17 protein-coding genes are annotated in these 23,304 nt (G+C 38.9%); 13 read left to right on the top strand and 4 right to left on the bottom strand.

The genetic code is table 11. The annotated features are described in order from the left end of the window. The first annotated feature begins 10 nt into the window (after positions 1–10). Positions 11–574 (top strand): hypothetical protein, encoded by a 564-nt coding sequence (locus AC1RJ8_RS00400; protein WP_492952302.1) that lies wholly within the window; start codon positions 11–13, stop codon positions 572–574. A 160-nt stretch (positions 575–734) separates the two neighbouring features. Here AC1RJ8_RS00400 and AC1RJ8_RS00395 read toward each other — a convergent pair whose 3' ends face one another. Continuing rightward, positions 735–1,049: an HPF/RaiA family ribosome-associated protein gene (locus AC1RJ8_RS00395; protein WP_492952303.1), complete on the bottom strand. Its 315-nt coding sequence runs from the start codon at positions 1,047–1,049 to the stop codon at positions 735–737. Between the two features lie 682 nt (positions 1,050–1,731). Here AC1RJ8_RS00395 and AC1RJ8_RS00390 point away from each other — a divergent pair. The 5 genes from AC1RJ8_RS00390 (at position 1,732) to AC1RJ8_RS00370 (ending at position 6,804) form a co-directional block, all read left to right on the top strand. After that, the gene (locus tag AC1RJ8_RS00390) at positions 1,732–1,854 is read left to right on the top strand and encodes a hypothetical protein (RefSeq protein WP_493008020.1); all 123 of its coding nucleotides are present in this window, start codon (positions 1,732–1,734) and stop codon (positions 1,852–1,854) included. A gap of 340 nt (positions 1,855–2,194) precedes the next feature. Next, positions 2,195–4,807: a DNA mismatch repair protein MutS gene (mutS, locus tag AC1RJ8_RS00385; RefSeq protein ID WP_036669212.1), complete on the top strand. Its 2,613-nt coding sequence runs from the start codon at positions 2,195–2,197 to the stop codon at positions 4,805–4,807. 72 nt (positions 4,808–4,879) lie between these two features. Beyond that, a complete protein-coding gene (locus tag AC1RJ8_RS00380; RefSeq protein WP_492952304.1) occupies positions 4,880–5,407 on the top strand; it encodes a C40 family peptidase in 528 nt (175 codons plus the stop codon). Between the two features lie 317 nt (positions 5,408–5,724). Beyond that, positions 5,725–6,192, top strand: a complete 468-nt coding sequence (locus tag AC1RJ8_RS00375) for a TlpA family protein disulfide reductase (RefSeq protein WP_492952305.1) — start codon at positions 5,725–5,727, stop codon at positions 6,190–6,192. A gap of 6 nt (positions 6,193–6,198) precedes the next feature. Further along, positions 6,199–6,804 (top strand): thioredoxin family protein, encoded by a 606-nt coding sequence (locus AC1RJ8_RS00370; RefSeq protein WP_492952306.1) that lies wholly within the window; start codon positions 6,199–6,201, stop codon positions 6,802–6,804. A 365-nt stretch (positions 6,805–7,169) separates the two neighbouring features. Here the strand turns inward: AC1RJ8_RS00370 and AC1RJ8_RS00365 are convergent, their stop codons facing one another. Beyond that, positions 7,170–8,357, bottom strand: a complete 1,188-nt coding sequence (locus tag AC1RJ8_RS00365) for an acetyltransferase domain-containing protein (protein ID WP_492952307.1) — start codon at positions 8,355–8,357, stop codon at positions 7,170–7,172. A gap of 286 nt (positions 8,358–8,643) precedes the next feature. Here AC1RJ8_RS00365 and AC1RJ8_RS00360 point away from each other — a divergent pair, with 286 nt between their 5' ends. From AC1RJ8_RS00360 to AC1RJ8_RS00350, 3 genes are all read left to right on the top strand, one after another. After that, positions 8,644–10,068: a glycoside hydrolase family 125 protein gene (locus tag AC1RJ8_RS00360; RefSeq protein WP_492952308.1), complete on the top strand. Its 1,425-nt coding sequence runs from the start codon at positions 8,644–8,646 to the stop codon at positions 10,066–10,068. Between the two features lie 286 nt (positions 10,069–10,354). Continuing rightward, positions 10,355–11,536: a GAF domain-containing sensor histidine kinase gene (locus AC1RJ8_RS00355; RefSeq protein WP_492952309.1), complete on the top strand. Its 1,182-nt coding sequence runs from the start codon at positions 10,355–10,357 to the stop codon at positions 11,534–11,536. Beyond that, positions 11,537–11,731, top strand: a complete 195-nt coding sequence (locus AC1RJ8_RS00350) for a hypothetical protein (RefSeq protein WP_492952310.1) — start codon at positions 11,537–11,539, stop codon at positions 11,729–11,731. It abuts the gene before it with no gap. 277 nt (positions 11,732–12,008) lie between these two features. On the opposite strand, the gene AC1RJ8_RS00345 is transcribed toward AC1RJ8_RS00350, so the two are convergent. Together AC1RJ8_RS00345 and AC1RJ8_RS00340 are read right to left on the bottom strand one after the other, a co-directional pair. Further along, entirely contained in the window at positions 12,009–12,362 is a 354-nt protein-coding gene (locus tag AC1RJ8_RS00345; protein ID WP_492952311.1) for a nuclear transport factor 2 family protein, read from the bottom strand. Between the two features lie 146 nt (positions 12,363–12,508). Continuing rightward, entirely contained in the window at positions 12,509–14,776 is a 2,268-nt protein-coding gene (locus tag AC1RJ8_RS00340; RefSeq protein WP_492952312.1) for a glycoside hydrolase family 95 protein, read from the bottom strand. A 222-nt stretch (positions 14,777–14,998) separates the two neighbouring features. Here AC1RJ8_RS00340 and AC1RJ8_RS00335 point away from each other — a divergent pair, with 222 nt between their 5' ends. The 4 genes from AC1RJ8_RS00335 (at position 14,999) to AC1RJ8_RS00320 (ending at position 23,301) form a co-directional block, all read left to right on the top strand. Further along, complete coding sequence (locus AC1RJ8_RS00335) at positions 14,999–17,152, top strand: GH92 family glycosyl hydrolase (protein WP_492952313.1); 2,154 nt, start codon at positions 14,999–15,001, stop codon at positions 17,150–17,152. A 665-nt stretch (positions 17,153–17,817) separates the two neighbouring features. After that, positions 17,818–18,420, top strand: a complete 603-nt coding sequence (locus tag AC1RJ8_RS00330) for an RNA polymerase sigma factor (protein WP_492952314.1) — start codon at positions 17,818–17,820, stop codon at positions 18,418–18,420. 74 nt (positions 18,421–18,494) lie between these two features. Continuing rightward, the gene (locus tag AC1RJ8_RS00325) at positions 18,495–19,640 is read left to right on the top strand and encodes a FecR family protein (RefSeq protein ID WP_492952315.1); all 1,146 of its coding nucleotides are present in this window, start codon (positions 18,495–18,497) and stop codon (positions 19,638–19,640) included. Between the two features lie 43 nt (positions 19,641–19,683). After that, the gene (locus AC1RJ8_RS00320; protein WP_492952316.1) at positions 19,684–23,301 is read left to right on the top strand and encodes a SusC/RagA family TonB-linked outer membrane protein; all 3,618 of its coding nucleotides are present in this window, start codon (positions 19,684–19,686) and stop codon (positions 23,299–23,301) included. Positions 23,302–23,304: the final 3 nt, after the last annotated feature.

The following is a 23,304-nucleotide window of genomic DNA, read 5'->3' as shown; positions in this document are numbered from 1 at the left end:
AAGCTACAAGGTGATTGAACAAATCAAAAGGAAGAAATGCCTTGCAGCATATCCGATATTTCCGCAAAGAAATTATAATGAGGAAATTGAAGACTACGATTATTTCTATCCAGAAACCTTCGCCAATTATATTCTAACTATCACATCAAAAACTAATAAAAAACATGTTAAGGCATTAGGAGAAGAACTTAATCATCTTTTAGAGGGGGTAAAATCGGATTGTTTTACATTCTTGGGAGATGAGAAGTTAGCATGGAGATTTCGAGAAGGAAAATACAAAAACTTTAAAAAGGGGATGAAATTTCTCAAAAATGAAGGTATAGGTAAGGATTTTAAAGGAGGCTTAATAGTAAACAAACAGAATATGGTTCAGTTTGTTAAACACCTTTCGTATTTGGTAAGTACAAATGGTATTCTTCAATATGTTTATTTTACGAATGAATCTCAAAGTATGCTTGGTTCAATTTGCAAAGAAGGTAATATTCATGTAAGCACGGTTGACAGGGAAAATGATGACATGTTTAGGAACGCTGTAGCAGGTACTAAATTTGAATTTCTAAAAGGCAAATGTTAAACTCTTTTTAACAATAGAGACAAAAGGAAAATGTTATAACAATAAAAAAGCAATCTGACTAGATTGCTTTTTTTATTATAAAAGTATTTTGTTTGATAGACCCTGAACTAAATTACCTTTGGTGAGCTCGCTAGGGCTCGGTTCAGGGTGACGAAAGGATTTAATGCGCTTTCATCTTTCCAGCCACTTTTTCGAGTGTACTCTTCAGCTTGGTTAATGCACCTGTAATAGCCAAATCGTAGGTATGGCCCATATTGGTAACGGCTATAGGATCTTTTCCCGTAATTCTGGCCTCCAACAAACATCTTTTATCGTCTAAGCCATCTTTACTGCCATTTTCATCAGATAAATGAACTTCTAAGCGCGTAATCAGATCGCTATATCTGCTCAAACCTTCATTTAACTGTGTTTGAATTTTTTCATCGTATTCCTGGTGTATGGTTAAGTTTTTGTCGGTATTCAATTGGATCGTCATAATTATAATATTAGGTTAATATATATTAGGATTAACATACAAGTAGGTGAATTGTTTAAATTGTTAGTTTAGATTAACTATAGAATTTAGCTGATGATTGTGCAACTGGGTTAAAACAGACCCTTGTACCTAAACCTGGTAGGAGCGAGCATCCCGATTTTTTCATCGGGATAAAGCGGATAACAGGACTACACCAACCGAAAAGCACAGAACCCTTCATTTCCAAATAATGGTTAACTGTTTAAATTGTATAAACCGGTTAACTGTTGAAGAAAGAAAACTATGTGCAACTGGGTTAAAACAGCCCCTCGTACCTAAACCTGATTGAAGCGGTAACTCCCGATTAAAAGACTATTGTGTGGGCACAATTAATTATAATATTTTTCTGCCGCTCTATGCCGCGGTGGCATGGTACTTTGGAGCGCCAAAGTACCCAAAGCGCTTCGTCAATCCGGCAATGAGCCTTTTGCACCATCCCATGCGCATCAAAAAAACAGTGGCACTTCGTTTTGTGTTCAATATTTTTTAAAATTAAATTATCGTTATGAACACAAAACCACTGCGTTTTAGGTTTGTTAGTGCCAATTTACCCGAACTGCAACTGTTTTTTTGATTTCCCTGGCTCCTGGGATTGACAGCGTCCTTGGTTAAAATCCGTGCTTTATTAAAGTTGGTTAGCAAAATGCCTAAACTATTCTTAAAAAGATGCGTACAAACAATAGGATTGAAAAGAGGGATTACAAACGGAAAGCAGAGCAGTAGCATCAGAAATGCACAGAACCCTTCATTTCCAAATAGTGGTTAACTGTTTAAATTGTATAAACCGGTTAACTGTTGAAGAAAGAAAACTATGTGCAACTGGGTTAAAACAGCCCCTCGTACCTAAACCTGGTAGGAGCGGGCACGAGTGTAACGAAGTAAAGCGGATAACAGGACCACACCAACCGAAAAGCACAGAACCCTTCATTTCCAAATGATGGTTAACTGTTTAAATTTTATAAACCGGTTAACTGGGATGCCATTCAAATAGCAGATTTAAACATTCAAGCGCTTAAACAAACTAACAATCTTTTAACTTTTCAACAAAACAGCTGTAAAATGCTTATTCGTGTTATCTTTATGGCTTTTGTAAATTAATTTCAGTTTTGGCTAAAGACACGAATAAAGAAACCCCGTTAATGCAGCAATACAACGCAATTAAAGCGAAGTATCCGGGCGCACTTTTACTATTTAGGGTTGGCGATTTTTATGAAACCTTTGGCGAAGATGCCATTAAAACGGCACAGATATTAGGCATCGTATTAACCAGAAGAGGTACTGGCCCTAATGGCGGTGCTTTAGAACTGGCTGGTTTTCCGCATCACTCATTGGATAATTATTTATCCAAATTGGTGCGGGCAGGACAACGCGTAGCCATTTGCGATCAGCTGGAAGATCCTAAAACCACAAAAACCATTGTTAAACGTGGTGTAACAGAGTTGGTTACGCCTGGAGTAGCTTACGGTGATAATATTGTAAACCAAAAATCGAACAATTTCCTTGCCTGTGTTTTCTTTGATAAAACACAACTGGGTGTTTCATTCTTAGATATATCGACAGGTGAATTTCTAATTGCACAGGGTAACAGCGATTATATTGATAAACTTTTACAAGGCTTTAAGCCAACAGAAGTTATTTTTCAGAAATCGAAACGACAGGCATTTACCGAGCACTTCGGCGACCGTTTTTACACTTTTGGTTTAGACGAATGGCCTTTTACCACTGATTTCGGAAACGAAACCCTGATGAAACACTTTGAGGTTTCCTCGTTAAAGGGTTTCGGTGTAGAGCGTTTACAGAGCGGAATTGTTGCTGCTGGTGTTATTCTACACTACCTGGGCGAAACCGAGCACCGCAACCTACAACATATCAGTTCGATTGGCCGTATTGAAGAAGACCGTTATATGTGGTTAGACCGTTTCACCATCCGTAACCTCGAATTGGTGAATTCACCTAACGACAACGCCGTAACCTTGTTCGATATTTTGGACCATACCTGTACCCCAATGGGCGCACGTTTGTTGCAGAAGTGGATCATTATGCCATTAAAAGAATTGAAACCAATCCAGGAGCGACTTGGAATGGTGGAGTATTTTGTAAAACATGAAGAACTACAAGGCGAATTTCTAAATAACATTAAACAGATTGGCGATTTAGAACGACTTATTTCTAAAGTAGGCCTGCAGCGTGTTGGCCCAAGGGAATTGGTTGCTTTAAAACGCGCACTTTACCATATCGAGGCGGTTAAAAAACTGGCTGCCGATTCTAAAAACCCTTTCCTGATTAAAATAGCAGATCAGTTAAATCCATGTTTGGCTATTAGAGAGAGAATTGAAAGGGAATTGCAACCCGAACCACCAGCTTTGCTGATTAAAGGAAATGTAATTGCCGACGGAATTGACGAAGATTTAGACCGCTTGCGTAAAATAGCTTTTGGCGGTAAGGATTATCTGGTTCAGATACAAAAACGCGAAGCAGAGGCAACAGGAATACCATCATTAAAAATTGCCTTTAATAATGTTTTTGGTTATTATCTAGAAGTTACCCATACCCATAAAGATAAGGTACCAGCGGGCTGGATCCGTAAACAAACGCTTGTAAATGCCGAACGTTACATTACACCAGAACTTAAAGAATACGAAGACCAGATTTTGGGTGCGGAAGAGAAGATCCAGGCGATCGAAATCCGTTTGTACAACGAATTGATGTACGAAACTGCCAGTTACATCAAACCAATCCAACTCGATTCGTTTTTAATTGCGCAGCTTGATTGTTTATTGTGTTTCGCACAGTTAGCGGCCAAAAACCATTATAACAAGCCAAAAGTTACCGAAAATAAAGTGCTTGATATTAAAGGTGGCCGCCACCCAGTAATTGAGAAACAACTGCCTGTTGGAGAAGAATACATTACCAATGATGTTTACCTCGATACCGAAAGTCAGCAGATTATTATGATTACCGGACCCAACATGGCGGGTAAGTCGGCCATTTTAAGGCAAACTGCGCTGATTGTACTGATGGCGCAAATGGGTTCTTTCGTTCCTGCTAAGGACGCAGAAGTAGGTATTGTAGATAAGATTTTTACCCGGGTAGGGGCATCTGATAATATTTCATCAGGAGAAAGTACATTCATGGTCGAAATGAATGAAACGGCCAGTATCCTGAACAACATTTCTGACGACAGTTTAATCTTACTCGATGAGATTGGCCGCGGAACGAGTACCTACGATGGTATTTCAATTGCCTGGGCCATTGCCGAGTTTTTGCATCAGCATCCAACTGCCAGACCAAAAACCTTATTTGCCACCCACTACCATGAGTTAAATGAACTGGCCAATACCATGCCGCGCATTAAAAACTTTAATGTATCGGTAAAAGAAATGACCAATAAGGTAATCTTTTTACGGAAACTTGTTCCTGGTGGTAGCGAACATAGTTTCGGTATACATGTGGCGAAAATGGCCGGTATGCCAACAAAATTAATTGGTCGCGCAAATGAGATACTAAAAAAACTGGAAATAGACCGTACAGAAGGACAAAGTATAAAAGACAGTATTAAAAAAGTACAGAACCAGGCTTATCAGTTACAGATGTTCGCCATCGACGATCCTGTTCTGGTGAAAATCCGTGATACATTGAATAACTTGGATGTAAACGCATTAACGCCTGTTGAAGCTTTATTGAAACTGGACGAAATACAACGATTGATTAAGAATTAAGAAGGTTAGAGGTTTAGGTGTAAGGTTTAAGGACAAAGCATCTTTAATCTCTAATACATTAATACAATATTTATGCAGCTTACCTTAAACCTTATGCCTTTTACCTTCCACCTCAAAAGGAATATATTCTTTTTAATAGCCATTATATTTTTTCTTTCGTCATGCGGTACCCGAAAGTACACGGTTAAAAGTGATACTAAAGCTTCTAAAGCCGCTGATGCCATGGCAAATTTAAAAAGCAAACCACTTTATCGTTTCATTACCGACTGGACAGGTGTAAAATACCGTTTTGGAGGTTTAGATAAAGGCGGTATTGATTGTTCTGGTTTTGCTTTTTTATTGGAGAAAGAAATTTATGGAGTTACACTTCCACGTATTTCGCGCGAGCAAGCCAATGTGGTGAAGCGTAAAAATATAGATAATTTAAAGGAAGGAGATCTGGTGTTTTTCTCTTTTGGCGGCAATGATGTAGATCACGTAGGGGTATACCTCAACAATGGTTTTTTCGTGCATGCAAGCACTACCCGGGGCGTAATTGTTGATGATTTAACTTTACCTGCCTATCAGCGTGTATTGGTTAAATCGGGATCGGTGAATTAGTTTTTTGCCCGTTGGTTGAAACCAACGGTAAGCTAAACCAAATTTTATAAAGTAAATTAGCAATAATCAAAGTTTTAAGCTATTTGCATAGTGGCTTTTTATAAAAAAAAGCACAGTTTTAGGTTAGCTAAACCTGACAGTAGCGAACACGAAGTGAAACGAAGTAAAGCGGATGGCAGGGCTTTCGGAACCTAAGAAAACTGAACCTTGCTTTTCAAGGGGTAATAGACTAAATTTGTATTCATGCTTGTCTCGCAGACTCTCGCTTTGCTCAGAATAACAATAAAACAATCCCCATTAATTTTCGTTATTCTTTTATGCGTATATTTTTCATAATCTGCTTATCTTTAATTACTTATTGCGCTACAGCGCAGGTAAGATTGCTCAAATTGGATGAGTTGGATAAACGCATTGCCAATGGAAAAGATACTACTTATGTAATCAATTTCTGGGCCACCTGGTGTTCGCCATGTGTGGCTGAGTTGCCGAATTTCGAGAAATTACGTTTAGCCAATTTAAAAAAGCCTGTTAAGGTGCTTTTGGTGAGTTTGGATTTTAAGTCAAAACTGCAAAAGGAAGTGATTCCGTTTGTGTTGAACAATAAAATTAACGCCGAGGTATTTCTTTTAAATGAATCCGATCAGCAAGCGTATATCGAAAGGATCGACAAAAAATGGTCGGGTGCTATTCCTGCTACATTGTTTGTAAACAAGAAAGCCAGACGTTTTTATGAGAAAGAATTTACAGAAACTGAACTGAAAAATACTTTGTTAAACTTAAAATAGATCGTTATGAAAAGATTGATTTTAATGGCTTTTATGCTGATCTCAGGATTCGCATTCGCCCAGACTGAAGGTTATAAAGTGGGTGATGTAGTAAAAGATTTCTCGCTGAAAAACGTAAATAACAAAATGGTTGCTTTGGCCGATTACAAGGATGCAAAGGGCTACATTGTGGTTTTTACCTGTAATACCTGTCCGGTGGCAAAAGCTTATCAGGAGCGTATTTCGGCATTAAATGCAACTTATGCTGCAAAAGGTTATCCAGTTGTAGCTATTAATCCAAACGATGCTGGGGCCGTTCCTGACGAAAGTTTCCAAAAAATGCAGGCGCTGGCCTCAGAAAAGAAATTCAACTTCCCTTATCTGTTAGATCCCGATCATGTGGTAACCAAACAGTTTGGTGCAACCAGAACACCACATGTTTTTGTACTGAACAAAACCGGCAAGGGAAACGTGGTTGAGTACATTGGAGCCATAGATAACGATCCGGAAGAAGCAAACAGCACAAAAGTAGAGTATGTTAAAAATGCAGTTAACGAATTATCCATCGGTAAAAAGCCCGCAATTGCATCAACGAAAGCTGTTGGCTGTGGTATAAAATGGAAAAAAGGCTAAACAAAGAAGTTGTATCATAAATATAGATTTGTTATCGTGACAGGTCAGTTTTTTGACAAAAAACAAAGGAGTTGGGTGACTGGTAAGATAAATCGTCATCTCGACCGCAGTGTTCCAAAGGAACTCCTTTGGAGGAGAGATCTTTTAACATAGTCCAAAGATCTCTCCACTCCGCATTTGCTTCGATCGAGATGACGCCAATTTTTAGAATCTGTCATTGGTAACCTGTCGAAGGGCTTGTTTAAATACGGCTTGAGATATTTCGACGACTTGTCCCGATTTTCATCGGGAGGCTCTCCGTAGGAGTCCTTTGGACAACATGACAACTTCTGAGGTGAAATTGCCTTTAGAACCCCCTTTTTGTTTTAAATATACCTTAACCACCATTGCCGGTGTGTTTCTTTATATCGTTTAAACCACCTGCAGGGGAGATATAAAGCGGCTACTACACAAAACCAGATTAAATACACTATTGGTAAGCCAAAGCCAAAGGCGGCAGGTCTGAATAAAAATGGAACCTGTACAATTTCTTTGGTATTATGCCCTGTGGCAAAAAACACCACAATTAACAGGGTGTGCAACAGATAAAAGTGCAGTACATAATAAAAGAAAGGCACAGCACCATATACAGAAGTTATCCAGGTAAACCGGTTGCTCAGGTTTTCAGTAAAAGCCAAAAATAACATGGCCGGTCCTAAAGTCATCGCGATATACTGTAAAGATGGTGGATATTTGTTTACATTAAAAAAAGTAAGCACGTTTTTAAAGAAATCGTGATATTCTTTTCGCGGAAGGGGATCGCCATATATATTGACCAACCTTAGGGAGATAAAGACAAAAATAGTGAGCAAACCCACAATTAATAAATTGCGCTGTCGGCGCTCGGCAGCGTAGCCTTTTTTATACCAGGCGCCAACGCCATAGCCCACAAACATCACACCCGTCCAAGGGAGGATGGCATAAAATACTCCGACAAAATGATTGGCGGAAAGCGGCACAACGGTTCCTGATGCGGTGAAGAATATTTTCAAGATCAAGCCACCATTTGAATCGGCCGGAGCAGGAAATAAATTGAAAAGGTTATGCCCAAAAACCAATATCAGGCCAATTATGAGCACAGTTTTATAAGAAATGCGACTGGCCAATCCGAGGAATATCATACTGGTTCCTATAGCCCAGATCACTTGAAGAATAATGAAATTATAGGTTGGATTAAAGGTTAACCCGAATGTGATCACCACAATTTCTATCAGTATTAACCATAAACCCCGTTTTAACAAAAACGAACTCGCCTGAGCTGCTGTTTTGTTCTGTGCCGATAAATAAGCCGATAATCCTGATAAGAAAACAAAGGTTGGTGCACAGAAATGCGTAATCCAACGGGTAAAAAATAACATTCCTGTAGTGGTTTCCGGATTCAGCGGATCGCTGGTCATGGCACCAATATGAAAGAAATCTCTCGTATGGTCCAGCGCCATAATGATCATCACTAACCCGCGAAGTATATCAATAGATAAAATGCGTTTAGATAAGGTAATGTTATCTGCATTCATAAGCATAGGTTTGGTTATTTAAATATACTCATTCAAAATTATTTTTACAGACATAATTATTACCTTTAGTCCCTCAAGATGTTATCTGAATCTATTTCAATATGATGTATAAGAAAATCGATTTAGGAATAGTTTAATTGACTATAATGATTTTGATGTTCGAAAAATTATAATAATATTTGTTAAGCGCTAACCGAATAAAATCTTACCACTACTATTTATCATAATCGATAATGTATAGATTTCGTTTAGTAGAAATTAAACCAAAATATCATAATACATCATAATGAAAAGAAGAACATTTATACAAAACACAGGCCTGTTAGGGGCAGGAGTTGTCGCATCGAAATTTTCTTTTGCCGCCAATCTTGCACCTGAATTCCCTGTTGTACGTGTAGCCGCCGCAAAAAGACACTTTCAAAGTAAAGCGGTAGATGCTGCAATTAAAACTTTCCAGGCAAACGTTAAAAACCCCGAATTGGCCTGGCTGTTCGAAAACTGTTTCCCCAATACTTTAGATACTACGGTTTATCATTCAGAAAAAGATGGTAGACCAGATACTTATGTAATTACCGGTGATATTGATGCGATGTGGTTGCGCGATAGCTCAGCACAGGTTTGGCCATATCTTCAGTTCGTAAACGAAGATGAACCACTTAAAAAATTAATAGCGGGCGTAATTATCCATCAAACAAAATGTGTTTTAAAAGATCCTTATGCAAATGCTTTTTATGGCGATGCCACTAAGGTAGGGGAATGGAAAACCGATAAAACTGCCATGCAGCCTGGTGTACACGAGCGTAAATGGGAAATAGATTCTTTATGTTATCCAATCCGCCTGGCTTACCATTACTGGAAAAAAACAGGCGATAAAACACCTTTTGATGCCGATTGGAAAAAAGGAATTGAAGCTACTTTAAAAACATTTAAAGAACAACAGCGAAAAACGGATAAAGGACCATATCATTTTCAGCGCGAAACTACCCAACCTACCGATTCTTTACCGATGGCAGGTTATGGTTTTCCGGTAAATCCGGTTGGATTAATCTGTTCTGCATTCCGCCCGAGTGATGATGCCACCATTTTCCCATTCCTGGTTCCTTCTAACTTTTTTGCGGTATCGAGTTTAAAGCAGGCAGCAGAAATGATTAAAGCTTTACAGCACGACCAGGCTTTGGAAAGCAGTTTGTTAAACCTGGCTGATGAAGTGAGTGCAGCGCTACAAAAACACGCTATCGTTAATCATCCAAAATATGGCAAAATTTATGCCTTTGAGGTAGATGGTTTTGGAAGTTCGTATCTGATGGACGATTCTAATGTGCCAAGTTTGTTGGGCTTACCTTATTTAGGTGCAATGAAAATTGAAGATCCGATTTATCAGAACACAAGAAAATTCGCGCTTTCTAAAGATAATCCCTATTTCTTTAAAGGTACAGCTGCTGAGGGAATCGGTGGGCCGCACGCTGGTCAGGATATGATCTGGCCAATGAGTATTACCATGCGTGCTTTAACATCAAAAGATGACGCCGAGATTAAAGCCTGTATCGAAATGTTGCGCAAAACACATGCTGGTAAAGGTTTTATGCACGAGTCTTTCAATAAAGATAACCCTGCAAACTTTACAAGGGCCTGGTTTGCTTGGTCTAACACCTTATTTGGTGAATTACTTTGGAGAACCTACCACGAAAAACCAGCTTTATTAAAAGCTTAATATAAACGGCCGTATTGATTGGGTTTTCCTGACTGATTTTGACCTCAGTTCAATTCTCAATCAATACGGTTGTGTTTTATCTTTCATCTCCGGATAAGGCGTACCGCGATTTTGCTGCGCGCTACCTGTTTACGTTATCTTGCACAATTTGATGGTAATTACCGGGGATTTATACGCAATTCAGGAATAAATTGATCAATGTGTGTAAAAGCTATGTTAGAACTTTAAATACTATCCTTTGCCTATATAAATATTTGTAAATTGCTTCAAATTATTCCCTTTAGCATTGCAAAATTTTAGTAAAACCATCCTTGAAGATATTGAATCCATAAATCAGATTCCTGCTGTTGCGCATATCTTGGAAATTGTTTGCAGAACCACAGGTATGGGGTTTTCGGCAGTGGCCAGGGTAACATCAGATACATGGACTGCCTGTGCTATTCATGATGAGATAAATTTCGGATTAGCTGTGGGTGGTGAACTTAAACTGGAAACAACCATCTGTAACGAGATTAGGCAGCATAAACAGGCTGTTATCATTGATCATGTGGCTGAAGATCCCGATTTTGTACAGCACCATACACCGTTAATGTATGGTTTTCAGAGTTATATTTCAGTGCCCATTACGTTAAAAAATGGTGAGTTTTTCGGTACGCTTTGCGCCATTGATCCTAAACCTGCCAAGCTGAAAAATCCAACAGTAACAGGTATGTTTACCATGTTTGCCGATTTAATAGCCTTTCATTTAGATGCACTGGAAGAACTCGCTAAAAAGGAGCAGGAGTTAAAAAAAGAACAGGAAATAGCTGTTTTAAGAGATCAGTTTATTGCTATTCTGGGTCACGATTTACGAAATCCACTAAATGCAATTTCTAATAGTGCACAGCTTCTATCGCGTTTGAATTTAGATGAACGCAGTGGCCGTATTACTAAAATCATTAAAGACTCGTCATTTAGAATGAATGGTTTAATTGAAAATATGCTCGATTTTGCCAGCGGTAGTTTAGGCGGGGGAATTAAACTCAACAGAACAGCAGACGAAAATTTGGAGAAGTTGCTGCTCCAGGTGGTAGAAGAATTGCAGGCCATTTGGCCATTAAGAGATATTAAGGTGAGTTTTAATTTTGATTACCCTGTTCATGCAGACGGGAAGCGACTGGCACAGCTTTTTTCTAATTTATTGGCAAATGCTTTAAATTATTCTCCATCAGATTCTACCGTTGAAATCGCTGGTTTCAGTACCGAAAAAGAGTTTAATCTTTGTGTAGCCAATGAAGGTAAGCAAATTCCGGCTGCCGCAATGGATCGGTTGTTTCAGCCTTTTTCCAGAGGTGAGGTAGAACCCAATCAAAAAGGCCTGGGGCTGGGTTTATATATAGCATCAGAAATTGCCAATGCCCATAGCGGCACACTTAAGGTTTCTTCTACACCCGTAAAAACATATTTCACCCTACATTTACCTTTATAAATGAAAATAATCAGTAATGACCTGCCAACGTCTACACTTTTAGAATTAAAAGTAGGAGATGAGATTACAGACGGGAATACCCAATCTGGTACCATAAAAAATATCGAGATCAGTGAAACCGATGAATTTTTAATGTTTCTTTTTCAGTTGGAAGGTAGCCACATTATCATTAAAAAACTCAAACAGGTTTGCTAATGCTTATAACAATCGGTCATTTTGATCGATTGTTATTAGATGAAACATAATAGAAAATTAAAACCGTTAAAAATCCTGAGGCTCAGCTACTATTAACATATGCTAAGAGAATGATCGTCATCTCGACTGAAACGCAGTGAAATGGAGAGATCTACCTAAACAGATTTAGCTTCGCAGCGCTTTCAGGTTCTCCACTGCGGTAGAAATGACGATACGGTCATATTGATTTTATAAAATAAATATCCCTCTGGATTACAGATATATAGATAAGTTAATCTTATAAAATAGGCCTCGGATCGAATATAACCTGAAACGACTCAATCTTCTCGTCTTCCAGCTTGTACCATCCGCTTGAAAAGATTGTTTTTTCACCCATGTTTATATCATACCACAAACAAACATCCTGATTATCTACAAATACCTTTATAACATCATATTTGAATTTCATTTTCTTCATGTCGTCGATATAAACATCGGCTCCGTTTCTCTCGCCCATAACACCTTTAAAAGTCATATCATCATGCAGTTGTGCTCTGGCCATTTCAAAATTTTCGGTGTTTAAGGCATTGATAAAATCAAGTACAACAACTTTAGCGTTATGTTCGGTTAGTAGTTTATCGGAGGTGCTCATAACAAAATCTATTTACGATTAAACGAACGTTAGCGGTGAAATGTTTGAAAAAGGAATGACTTGATGAGGAATAAATGAAAGATTTAAATAAAAAGGATCGTCATTGCTTAGTCGGCTGAAAAAGCCTTCTCGCAATGACGACCATACTAGCTTTCAAAACTATATATTTTCCCAACCTGCGTTTTAAAACGGTATTTAAAGTCATTTCCTGATTTTTCTTCATCGATACCTTTAAGCTTAGGTTTTAACGCATTAGGAGATCTCACCGTACAATCTTCGCCCGATAACGATTTGATCGACAGTCTTATAACTTTACCATCTTTCCATTGCAGATCGGTAATTTCGAAGTTGCCCCGGGCTCTTAAACCCTGGATACTACCTGTTGACCATTGATCGGGCAGGGCAGGTAAAAACTGCAATTCACCAGCCTGGCTCTGCAAAAGCATTTCTGAAACGCCGGCTGTATAACCAAAATTCCCATCAATCTGGAAGGGTGGATGTGCACAGAAAAGATTGGTGTAAATCCCGCCACCTTTATTGTAATCGGTACCCGAGCCACCTACTGGCGTAATGAAGTTCTGTAATATCTTGTAGGCATGATTGCCATCCTGTAGTCTGGCCCAAAAGTTAATCTTCCAAGCCATAGACCATCCTGTTGATTCATCGCCACGGGCAGTTAAAGTTACCCTTGCGGCTTTGGCAAGTTCTGGTGTTTTAATGGTACTGATTTCTCTCCCTGGATGCAGGCCAAACAGATGAGAAATGTGTCTATGTTGATCTTTAGGGTCATCCCGGTCGGTTTCCCATTCTTGTAATTGGCCCCATTTGCCAATTTTAGGTTTTAATAAGTGTGCTTTAAGATCAGCAATGTGTTTTTTGTAATCACCATCAATGCCTAAAATTTCGGCTGCTTCTATATAATTGGTAAATAGATCGTTTACAATTTGCTGATCGTGCGTTACGCCATCTTCAGTTGGCCCATGCTCCGGCGACCAGCCCAACGGCGATACCAAGGTACCATCTGGTCTTCTTTTTAAGTGGTCATCCCAAAATTCAGAGATTTCTTTGATAATCGGGTAAGCAAAATTCTTTAGATAATCTTTGTCTTTTGTAAAAGCATAGTGCTCCCATAGTGCTTGTGCATACCAGGCACTTCCAGGCGTGTTCCACAAAAAACTCATTCCCCCGAAAATATTATTTTCTGTTTTTACGGTCCAGCCGCGGGTATTCGGATATTGTTTATGGGTGGCTATGGCGCTCACTTCGCGCATGCTGTTAATGTAATCCAGGTATGGGATCTGGCATTCAGAAAGATTAGTCGGCTCAGCCAGCCAATAATTCATCTGGATATTGATGTTGGAGTGATAATCGCTTCCCCAGGGCGGAGTATTACTTTCATTCCAGAGGCCTTGCAGGTTGGCCGGTAAACCTCCTGGTCGTGATGAACTGATCAACAGGTATCTTCCGTATTGAAAAATTAAGGCTTCTAATCCATGGTCAGAAGTTTTTTTATAATTGATAAGTCTTTGATAAGTTGGTAAACTGTTGTTTTTAATATCATTCTGACCTAAATTAATTGCCAAACGGTTAAATAATTGCTGGTAATCCTGAACGTGTGCTTTTAAAAGACTTGAATATGATTTTGTACTTGCTTGTTTCAGTATGCGGTCTATCTTGGAAGCAGGTTCTTCTCCCTTCCAGTTTTCACTGCGTTTATTACTGTAATTAGTAGCAGCGGTAAAAAGGATGGTTATGGCATCGGCATTATCGATTTTTAATTTTTCACCATCATCGTCTTTAACTGCGTGACTGCTCCCATTTTCGATTTTAACGAAAGCAGTAGCCTGATAAGGCATTCCGTTAGGTAATTTACCTGCAAACTGGATGGTATTTCCGTTTACCGTGATATTGCCCTGATGTGCGTTTTTAAGTCTAACCGTACCCGAATATGATTTTTTCTGATCAGCAGTTAACCTTAAAACCATTACTTTATCCGGAAAACTGCAAAAATATTCACGTTTATAGCTGGTCCCATTTTGAGTGTAATTGATGGAATGGACAGCATCCGTTAAATTTAATTTCCGTGTATAATTGCTGAAATTTTGTTCTTTATTATCGAAATCAATAAATATATCGCCAAAAGCCTGGTACATGCCCCGATCATTTTCATCGCCTGTCCAGAGTGTATTATCGTTAAACTGAATATGTTCCTGATTAACACCACCGAAAATCATACCACCAATGCGACCATTACCAATAGGGTAGGCTTCTGTCATCCAGTTTTTTGCAGGTTTATCGTCCCAAAGCAATAAAGATGGTTTTTCTTTCTTTTGAGCGAAAACAGGTGTGTAAAAACTAAAGGCTAAAAATGAGATTAGCGTGCAGAGAATAGCTTGCTTGCAGTTAAAAAACATGTTGGTTATTTGATTAGTGTGTATTCAAATATATAGATTATCAAACTATTGTATGGCCTGCTCGTTAATGAATACATATCGATTATTGGCATACTATTCAGTTATTTAAGCATCTGATATTTGCATTAGCGAAATTTTAGCTGGTAACTATTATGATATTTTAGATTTGATTTTAATAGATTTTATATATTTGATATGACATACTAAAACGTTTTATCTAAAATGAAATCGCTAACCAAATTGCTAACTTTAATCTTGTTTTTAAGCCTTACGCGCATATCTACTGCTCAAAGTCAACCCAAAACATCTTTTACCAGATATGTAAATACTTTTATCGGCACAGCGCCATTAACCGATCCTAAAATTTTAGGTTACGAGTTGCCACAGGGCTGGCGATCGTGGGCGGGTTTAACTTTTCCAGGCAGCGCGTTGCCGAATGCGATGGTGCAGTTAAGTCCGATTACCGAATTTGGATCTGGTGCTGGTTACGAATATGAAGATGATACTATTTATGGCTTTGCACACACCAATAAAGGGCACTGGAACCTGTGCAACATTCCTATTTTACCGTTATCTGATGCTAAGGGTAAATTCGGATCGAAATTTTCGCACAAAAATGAAAGTTCGGCACCAGGTTTTTACCAGGTTTATCTTAATGATTATAAGATAAATGTAAAGCTTACTTCAACCTTGAGGTGTGGATTTCATCAATATGAATATAAAAATGGCAGTAACAGGCAGATTCTTTTCGACATGGGAAAGGCCAATAGCAGGGTTTCTACCTGGAATATCGAACAGGTTGGAATGTCTGCCATACAGGGCTTCCAAGGTGGTGAAAATGTATATTTCTACGCAACGGTAAATGGCAAGATAGAAAAATTGGATCAGACTGATGTAGGTAAACGCTCAGGTTATGCGATTGTGCACTTGGCTGATGGTGGTACAGCGCCTGTAGAACTTAAAATCGGCTTATCGTTTGTAAGTACGGCCAATGCCAAAGAAAACCTGGAAAAAGAGATTGGCAACAAGACTTTTCAGGAGATCCGCAATGAAGCGACAGCAAAATGGGAAACGCTTTTATCTGCCATCCAGGTAAAGGGTGGTACCGAAAAACAGAAGCAAATGTTATATTCTTGTTTGTACCGTTCTTTTTTATGGCCGGCTTTGCGGAGTGATGTAAACGGGGAATTTAAAGATGCTAAGCACACTGTAATAAAGGGTAATTTCAATTATTATACCGAACCTTCCCTTTGGGATACTTATCGCAATAAGGATGTACTGCTTGGCTTAATTACACCTAAAGTTACCCTGGATGTAATTAAATCGATGAAAGAGGTTGGCGACAAAACCGGTTTCATCCCGACGTTTTTTCATGGCGACCATGGCGCATCTTCTATTGCAGGCGCTTACTTGAGGGGAATTGATGATTTCGATATTAAGGGTACTTATCAGATTTTATTGCGTAATGCCAATGTAGATGGTGGTGCCCGCCCATTTGTGAAAGAATATATCGAGAAGGGCTATATCTCAGATCCAGATGTTAAAAACCCACATGTCGAAACCAAAGCTAAGGCAGGGGTTTCCAAAACATTGGAATACGCTTACGATGATTATTCGCTGGCCCAGATCGCCAAAAAACTGGGCGATAGCAGCAATTACCGCACCTTAATGGCCAGATCGAAAAACTATAAAAACATGTTCGATCCGGGCACGCGTTTTATGAGGGGCAGATTAGAGAATGGCGATTGGATCAAACCGTTTAATCCACAATACCCTTATTACGAATATATGTACAGAGAGGCCAATGCCTGGCAGGTTTCGTTTTACGCCCCACACGACATGAAAGGTTTAATCGAACTGTACGGCGGCGCAAAAGGGTTCGAATCCAAGTTAGATTCTTTATTTACTCTGCCCTGGAACCCAAAATATATTGCAAGGAATGTAGAAACCATGATTGGTCAATACTGCCAGGGTAACCAGCCCGATCATGAAGCGCCTTTTGCTTATACCTTTATCGGGAAACCAGAAAAATCACAGAAAATTATTGATAAAATCTTAAACGAGCTCTATGGTATTGGGGCCGATGGTTTGGCACTTTCGGGAATGGATGATGCTGGTGAAATGTCGGCCTGGTATGTGTTCAGCGCTTTAGGTCTGTATCCATTCTCGGCCACGGATGCCGAATACTTGGTTACTGCTCCGCTTTTTGATGAGGTTAAATGGAAAACCAGTACAGGGAAATTGTTAACGATAAGCAAACCTGGAAAGGGAAGGGGCATTACCGACATTAAAGTTAACGGGAAAGCAAATAATGGATATTTTATTTCTCACAATTTATTTATAAATGGGGGTAAAGTGGAGATTGTAACGAAATAATTTAAGGAAGTCCAGTTTAAAACTTGACTTCCTCGTAGGTTGATACATATTCTATAGCGCGCACAAACAGGAAGCTTAAAAGATCTGCTGAGTTCCGCTTTTTTGCAGATATTTTGCCTTGCTTGAGCTCCATGTTATTAAGTTAAGAGTTTTTAACCACAGATGGACATAGATAAACACAGATATTTATATCTGTTTGCATCCTTTTTATCTGTGGTTAATTATGTTTGTCAGTAACCAGGCTTAACTTAATGACATTATTTCTGAGTTTGCCCGGCTATCGATGTAAAATTGGTACAGGCTAATTACTGCCAATGCGAACTTTCACCCTTTCTTGCAAAAACGTGAGAAAATCTATAATACCGGATAGCAGGAAGCAGAGAAGTCATTCGCATTATTTCAATTAAGATCAATCGTTATTCCCATGCAGGTTGAGGCAATAGTTGATCAGTGTAGCTAATCTTAAAGCTTTCGCTAGACTTTTCCCTTTATACGGGCAACGCTATATTGAATAGAGTGCAAAAAATGCATTTTATAGCAGTGTACGCGAAAAAGATTATTAAAACATATGTTTTCCTGTCTTATTAATAATATAATTCATTATATAATGTTAAAATTATTAGCGAATTGATCATTACTAAGCTCTATTTTGTAGATTTGAGGAAATGTTCCCTGATAATCTGCAAGATAAAGAAGAGTTAAAGTATTTGGAAGCCCTAAAAGATGGCCATCAATATGCTTTTGATTTTATTTATGCCAGGTATAGCAAAATGCTTTTGCCGAAATTGCAACGGATGGTTAAGCTTAACGAAGTTGTTGATGAACTTTTACAGGATGTTTTTCTGAAAGTTTGGATCAACCGCGCTGAAATAGATCTGCAAAAATCATTTAAAGGCTGGATATTCAAAGTTGCTCAAAATACCGTTTACGGCTATTTCCGCAAACTTGCACTAGATGTTAAGATGCAGCGGCATTTGTTAGAAACTTTTGCTGAGTTTTACGATCAGACCGAAGATTATATATTCAATAAGGAAAGAGTAGAATTACTTAACGAGGCCATTGAAAAACTTCCAGCGCAGCGAAAAGAAATTTTCAGGCTTTGCAAAATAGAGGGAAAAACCTATCAGGAAGCAGCCGAAATATTATCGTTGAGTCCTTCTACAGTAAGCAACCAATTGGTTAGTGCTACAAAATACATCAAACGTTACGTCTTTTTTCACGCTCAAGAGTTTATTGTTTTCTGCATTGCAGCCTATTTGAAAGGCTGAAAAAATATTTTCAAAAAAAAATTAAAGTGCGATAGTGTGTTTGTCCATCTCGTGCATATTATAGATTGACAACGATGGAAAAAAAACCTTTAAGCCCAGAATTATTCGAAAGATTTATTGCCAACAAAAGCAACGCCGCAGAGCTTGAACAGTTGTTTGGGTATCTAGGAGATGTAGACCAACAGGAACTGGAAAATTTAATCCAATCTGAGTTTGAGCATCATACTGATGTTTTTAATGATGCTGATGAAGACCGGTTGGCCATTATCCATGCTGCCTTATCAGCTAAACTGTTTTTAAAACCCGAAAACCGGATTTTAAAATTCGTAAAATCAAGCAATTTTAGGAGAATAGCCGCTACATTATTGGTGGTGGTTTCCGTTACATTGCTTATTGCGAGGTTTTTGAATAATGGCAATAAGGTTGTTCCAGGCTCAGCTCAGGCGGTACTCACCTTGAACGGAAAAAGAACTGCATTAGATGGAAAAATGGCCAGGGTCATTTATCGGAGTACTGGTGTTACGGTGCGTACCAAGACAGACGGAACAATGGTTTTTATGGCCATTAATGCCGATTCTGCTGAGGCCTCGAAACTAAATGTGGTTTCTACTCCAAATGGCGGCGAGTATCGGGTTATTTTGAGCGACGGCTCTATGGTAATGTTAAATGCCGGATCGAAACTTAGCTTTCCAACTGATTTCCGCGGATCAGAAAGAAAAGTGTATGTGGAGGGAGAGGCTTTCTTTAAGGTTGCCAAAAATCCATTGAAACCATTTATTGTAAATGTAGCCGGCAATGAGATCAAGGTATTGGGTACGCAGTTTAATGTGAGTAGTTATCCTGAAGATGAAGGTACGCAAACCACACTGTTAGAGGGAAGTATCCAGTTTTCGAATGCGAACGGCGATCGGGTGATGTTAAAACCTAATCAGCAGGTTAATGCGCATCAGGGTAAGTTAGATCTCCAAGCTGTTTCTGCAGAGGATTTTAACACCTGGACAAAAGGAGCGTTTTTATTTAATGATATGCCCTTATCAATCGTGATGCAAAAACTGGCCAGGTGGTACAATGTGGAAGTAGATGTGAAATCTATTCCGCAAAAAAACCTGTACCTGAAAATATCCCGGAAGGCGGATATTGATGAGGTACTTGATGCGATTTCTATGGCCACCGATTACAGGTTCAAAATCAAAGAGAATAAAATCATGCTTAAAGAATAAGTTTGTTCCGTCGTCGATCAATTAACCAACCAACTAAATTTTTATGACAAACCATTACTTTCGCCTCGTCCGATCTGGATGTAGGTATTTACTGAACTGGCCAAGCGTTTTTTGCCTGCTCGTACTGTTATCAATAGAGTCAAAAGCACAAAATAACCAGTATACCTTTACACAAGCGCCCTTAAATACCGTTATCTCGCAGATTTCTGCAAAAACTAAATACGAATTTGTGTACGATGCAGCACTGGTTAAAAAAGCTATACCCATTAACTTTACACTAAACACTGCTGATATTAAAACAATTATGGATGCGGTGGTTAAAGGACAGGTATTTAGCTACGAAATTAGTAATAACCGCACCATCATCATAAAAGAAATAAAAGATAATATTGAGGATGAATATATCCTGCATGGTATGGTTACGGATAGCTTGGGTTCGCCATTGCCCGGTGCATCGGTCAAGATCAAAAATACCAATAAATATGTGCTCTCAGACGGTAACGGCCATTTTAACCTTAATTTAAGCGATCAGCACAATACGTTAGAGGTCAATTATGTAGGTTATCTTTCTGCTACGCAACGGTTTGATCGGCGTGCGGCTTTAAAGGTGGTAACCGTTAAGTTAAGTGCCAATGCATCTTTACTGGCAGAGGTTGTGGTAAATGGTTTTCAGTCGCTACCACTCGAAAGAAGTACAGGTGCATTTGCTGTGGTTGATGGTAGAAAGCTGAATGAGCAAATTAATTCGGATATCTTAGGTGCTTTAGAAGGCCGTGTAGCTGGTTTGGCGTACGATAAGAATCCCTATGGTTTGGGTGCAGATAAACAGATTATACGTGGAAGAGGTACATTTTCGATTACACAAACCGGCGTTAGAACAGACCCTTTAATTGTGATTGACGGATTACCTTCTGAAACCCCTTTAGAAAATATAAATCCCTATGATATTGAATCGGTAACAGTTTTAAAAGATGCAGCGGCTTCTTCTATTTATGGTTCCAGATCGGCCAATGGCGTAATCATATTAACCACGAAAAAAGGAAATAGCCCGGTTAAAATCTCTTTAAATACCGATTTCTTCCTGGATGCGAAGCCTAGTTTTAACTCCATGCATTATGCATCTACAGCTGATATTTTAGATTTAGAAATTGATGTGTACAATAAAGAGCGTGCCCGTTATACCACAACCGAATCAATGTTCGCTGCTTATGGTACCGTTGCAAATGGAACGCCGAAGTACTATAGTCCACTTTACCAATTGTACCGCGATCGCGATGCAGGCAAAGTAACAGTAGATCAAGTTAACGAACAGCTGGCCAACTGGAGAAATGCTGATTATTACGCGCAGTATCGTGATCATGTTTGGCAAAATGCATTCCGCCAGCGTTATAATCTTTCTTTGAGTTCTGCCAGCGCAAAATCAAATACATATGCATCTGTAAACATCGATAATTCGGCCCAAAAGGTAATTAATAATCATGATCAAAAGCTGAACATTTATTTTAAAAACACTTACAATGTAAGTAAATGGCTAACCACAACATTTGGTTTTAATGGCACTTATACCAAGTCAGTTACTACTGATGCCTCTTATGATGCCTATCAAGGTATCCAGCCCCGCTATGCTTCCATTGTTAACCCAGATGGAAGTCTGGTATATGCCGATTATGTGAATTTGCCGGATGGCATTGCTGGTGGAAATGTTAATGGTGCGATGGTTGCGGCTTTGAAAAATAACGCACAGTTCCGCTCTTACCGCTTTAATATTTTAGAGTCGTTGGATGAAGGGCAGATAAATTCTACCAATATTGCGTTAAGGGGTTTTGCAAATATTCAGGCAAAACTAATGGAAGGACTTAACCTTTCCAGTCAGCTTCAGTTCGAAAACACGTCGATCAAATCAGATCAATACTATGATGTAAATTCATATAAAATGCGCGCTGCCTATAACTCGCTTATTGGCTACACACCTGCATCTAATGTATATACTTATGGGCTTCCTGCCGGAGGTAGATATGGCCAATCTGAGCGTGGTAGCAATAGTTATACTTTCAGAAACCAATTGAGTTTCGACCGTTCCTTTGATAAGGGAAAACATGCCATATCAGCCATTGCTGGTTTTGAGATGCGCCAAACTTTTTCGCCCAGAGGCATCGAAGACCTGAGATACGGTTATGATCCGATTACACTCACCTCTACATTGATCAATACCCAATCCATCAGTCAAACGGGTTTGCCGAGCTATATCTATGGTGGTACCAGAACATTATCAGTTTTAGGCAGAACACAGACCGAAGTTAAACACCGAAATCTTTCTACTTACGCTAATGCAGGCTATACTTATTTAAATAAATATAATGTTACAGGTAGTGTGAGGGTAGACCAGGCTGATTTTTTTGGTGTAGATCCAGAGTATAAAAACCGACCACTTTGGTCTGTGGGCGCTAGTTGGAATGCCAGTAACGAGGAATTTATCCAGGAACAAAAATGGATCAGCTTATTGAAGCTGCGTGCCACTTATGGTGTAAATGGAAACCAAAATTCGGAAAGTTCTAAATATTTAACGGCCAGGAGAAGAAGCGATAACCTGTTTCCATCATTACAGTATATTGATGTAATCGCTTTGCCCAATCCGAAATTGCGATGGGAAAAAACAGAAACGTATAATGGTGGCCTAGATTACGCCTTTCTTTCAAACCGTTTACGGGGAAGTATTGATGTGTACTATAAAAAGAGTACTGATTTAATTGTGACTGCCGAATTAGATCCTACTGTTGGTGTGGCTTCGAGAATGATCAATAACGGCACATTGATTAACCGTGGTATCGAATTTACCTTAGGTGGCGATTGGTTGAGATCAGGCGACTTAACTTTAAGCTCGACCTTTATACTTGGCTTTAACAGAAACCGGATTGGAAAGGTAAATAGTGCACTTTCTACTGCTGCTAACTATGTATCGTCGCCATCATTTTATTATATAGAAGGTTCTGCATACAATACTTTATATGCTTACCGTTACGGGGGCATGGTAAATGGTTATCCGTACTTTTTAGATGAGAACCGTAAGGCAAGTATCGATTTTGATGCCAGCGGAAACCCTATCTTATCAAGCATCAAAAGCTTTAATAATTTTGCTAGTTTGGTAAATATGGGTAGTTTAACTCCAACCTATACAGGATCATTTTCTCAAAGGATTACTTATAAAAACTTCGAACTAGGTGCGCTATTGGTGTTTTCTGGTGGAAACGTGATCAGAAGAGATGTAACAAATATCAGCGTATATGATGTAACCGACGAGAACATTAGTCAGCGTTTCAAAAATGGAAATGTACCTGATGTACCGCGTTTATTGGTCGATTATCCAGAGGCATTAATCAACAGTGCAAGTACCATTAATACGATGTGGCAAGCTGCAGATGTAAATGTAGTTAAGGGCGATTATATCAAATTGAGGAATGTTTCTTTATCCTACAATCTGCCTAAAGGCATGATCGGTAAATTTAAACTTCCATCTGCCAGATTTACCGCACAGGTAAACAATCTGTGGTATGCCAGTGCCGCCGGAGATGATATCGATCCTGAATCATATTCAGGGATTACAGGTACCAGAACCATAGAAAATCCTAAATCTTTTGTATTTGGCCTAAACCTAACTTTTTAACAA

This window comes from Pedobacter sp. GW822-FHT03F06 (assembly GCF_058801365.1).
Note: the sequence above shows the minus strand (reverse complement) of the source record. Positions and strands in the feature narration are given on the sequence as shown.

Bases quoted from the DNA above. Each gene is read 5' to 3' on its own strand.
- AC1RJ8_RS00390 (WP_493008020.1), top strand. From the start codon at position 1,732: ATGCCTAAACTATTCTTAAAAAGATGCGTACAAACAATAGGATTGAAA.
- AC1RJ8_RS00375 (WP_492952305.1), top strand. From the start codon at position 5,725: ATGCGTATATTTTTCATAATCTGCTTATCTTTAATTACTTATTGCGCT.
- AC1RJ8_RS00345 (WP_492952311.1), bottom strand. From the start codon at position 12,362: ATGAGCACCTCCGATAAACTACTAACCGAACATAACGCTAAAGTTGTT.
- AC1RJ8_RS00365 (WP_492952307.1), bottom strand. From the start codon at position 8,357: ATGAATGCAGATAACATTACCTTATCTAAACGCATTTTATCTATTGAT.
- AC1RJ8_RS00395 (WP_492952303.1), bottom strand. From the start codon at position 1,049: ATGACGATCCAATTGAATACCGACAAAAACTTAACCATACACCAGGAA.
- AC1RJ8_RS00335 (WP_492952313.1), top strand. From the start codon at position 14,999: ATGAAATCGCTAACCAAATTGCTAACTTTAATCTTGTTTTTAAGCCTT.
- AC1RJ8_RS00330 (WP_492952314.1), top strand. From the start codon at position 17,818: ATGTTCCCTGATAATCTGCAAGATAAAGAAGAGTTAAAGTATTTGGAA.
- AC1RJ8_RS00350 (WP_492952310.1), top strand. From the start codon at position 11,537: ATGAAAATAATCAGTAATGACCTGCCAACGTCTACACTTTTAGAATTA.
- AC1RJ8_RS00320 (WP_492952316.1), top strand. From the start codon at position 19,684: ATGACAAACCATTACTTTCGCCTCGTCCGATCTGGATGTAGGTATTTA.
- AC1RJ8_RS00370 (WP_492952306.1), top strand. From the start codon at position 6,199: ATGAAAAGATTGATTTTAATGGCTTTTATGCTGATCTCAGGATTCGCA.
- AC1RJ8_RS00325 (WP_492952315.1), top strand. From the start codon at position 18,495: ATGGAAAAAAAACCTTTAAGCCCAGAATTATTCGAAAGATTTATTGCC.
- AC1RJ8_RS00360 (WP_492952308.1), top strand. From the start codon at position 8,644: ATGAAAAGAAGAACATTTATACAAAACACAGGCCTGTTAGGGGCAGGA.
- AC1RJ8_RS00340 (WP_492952312.1), bottom strand. From the start codon at position 14,776: ATGTTTTTTAACTGCAAGCAAGCTATTCTCTGCACGCTAATCTCATTT.
- AC1RJ8_RS00380 (WP_492952304.1), top strand. From the start codon at position 4,880: ATGCAGCTTACCTTAAACCTTATGCCTTTTACCTTCCACCTCAAAAGG.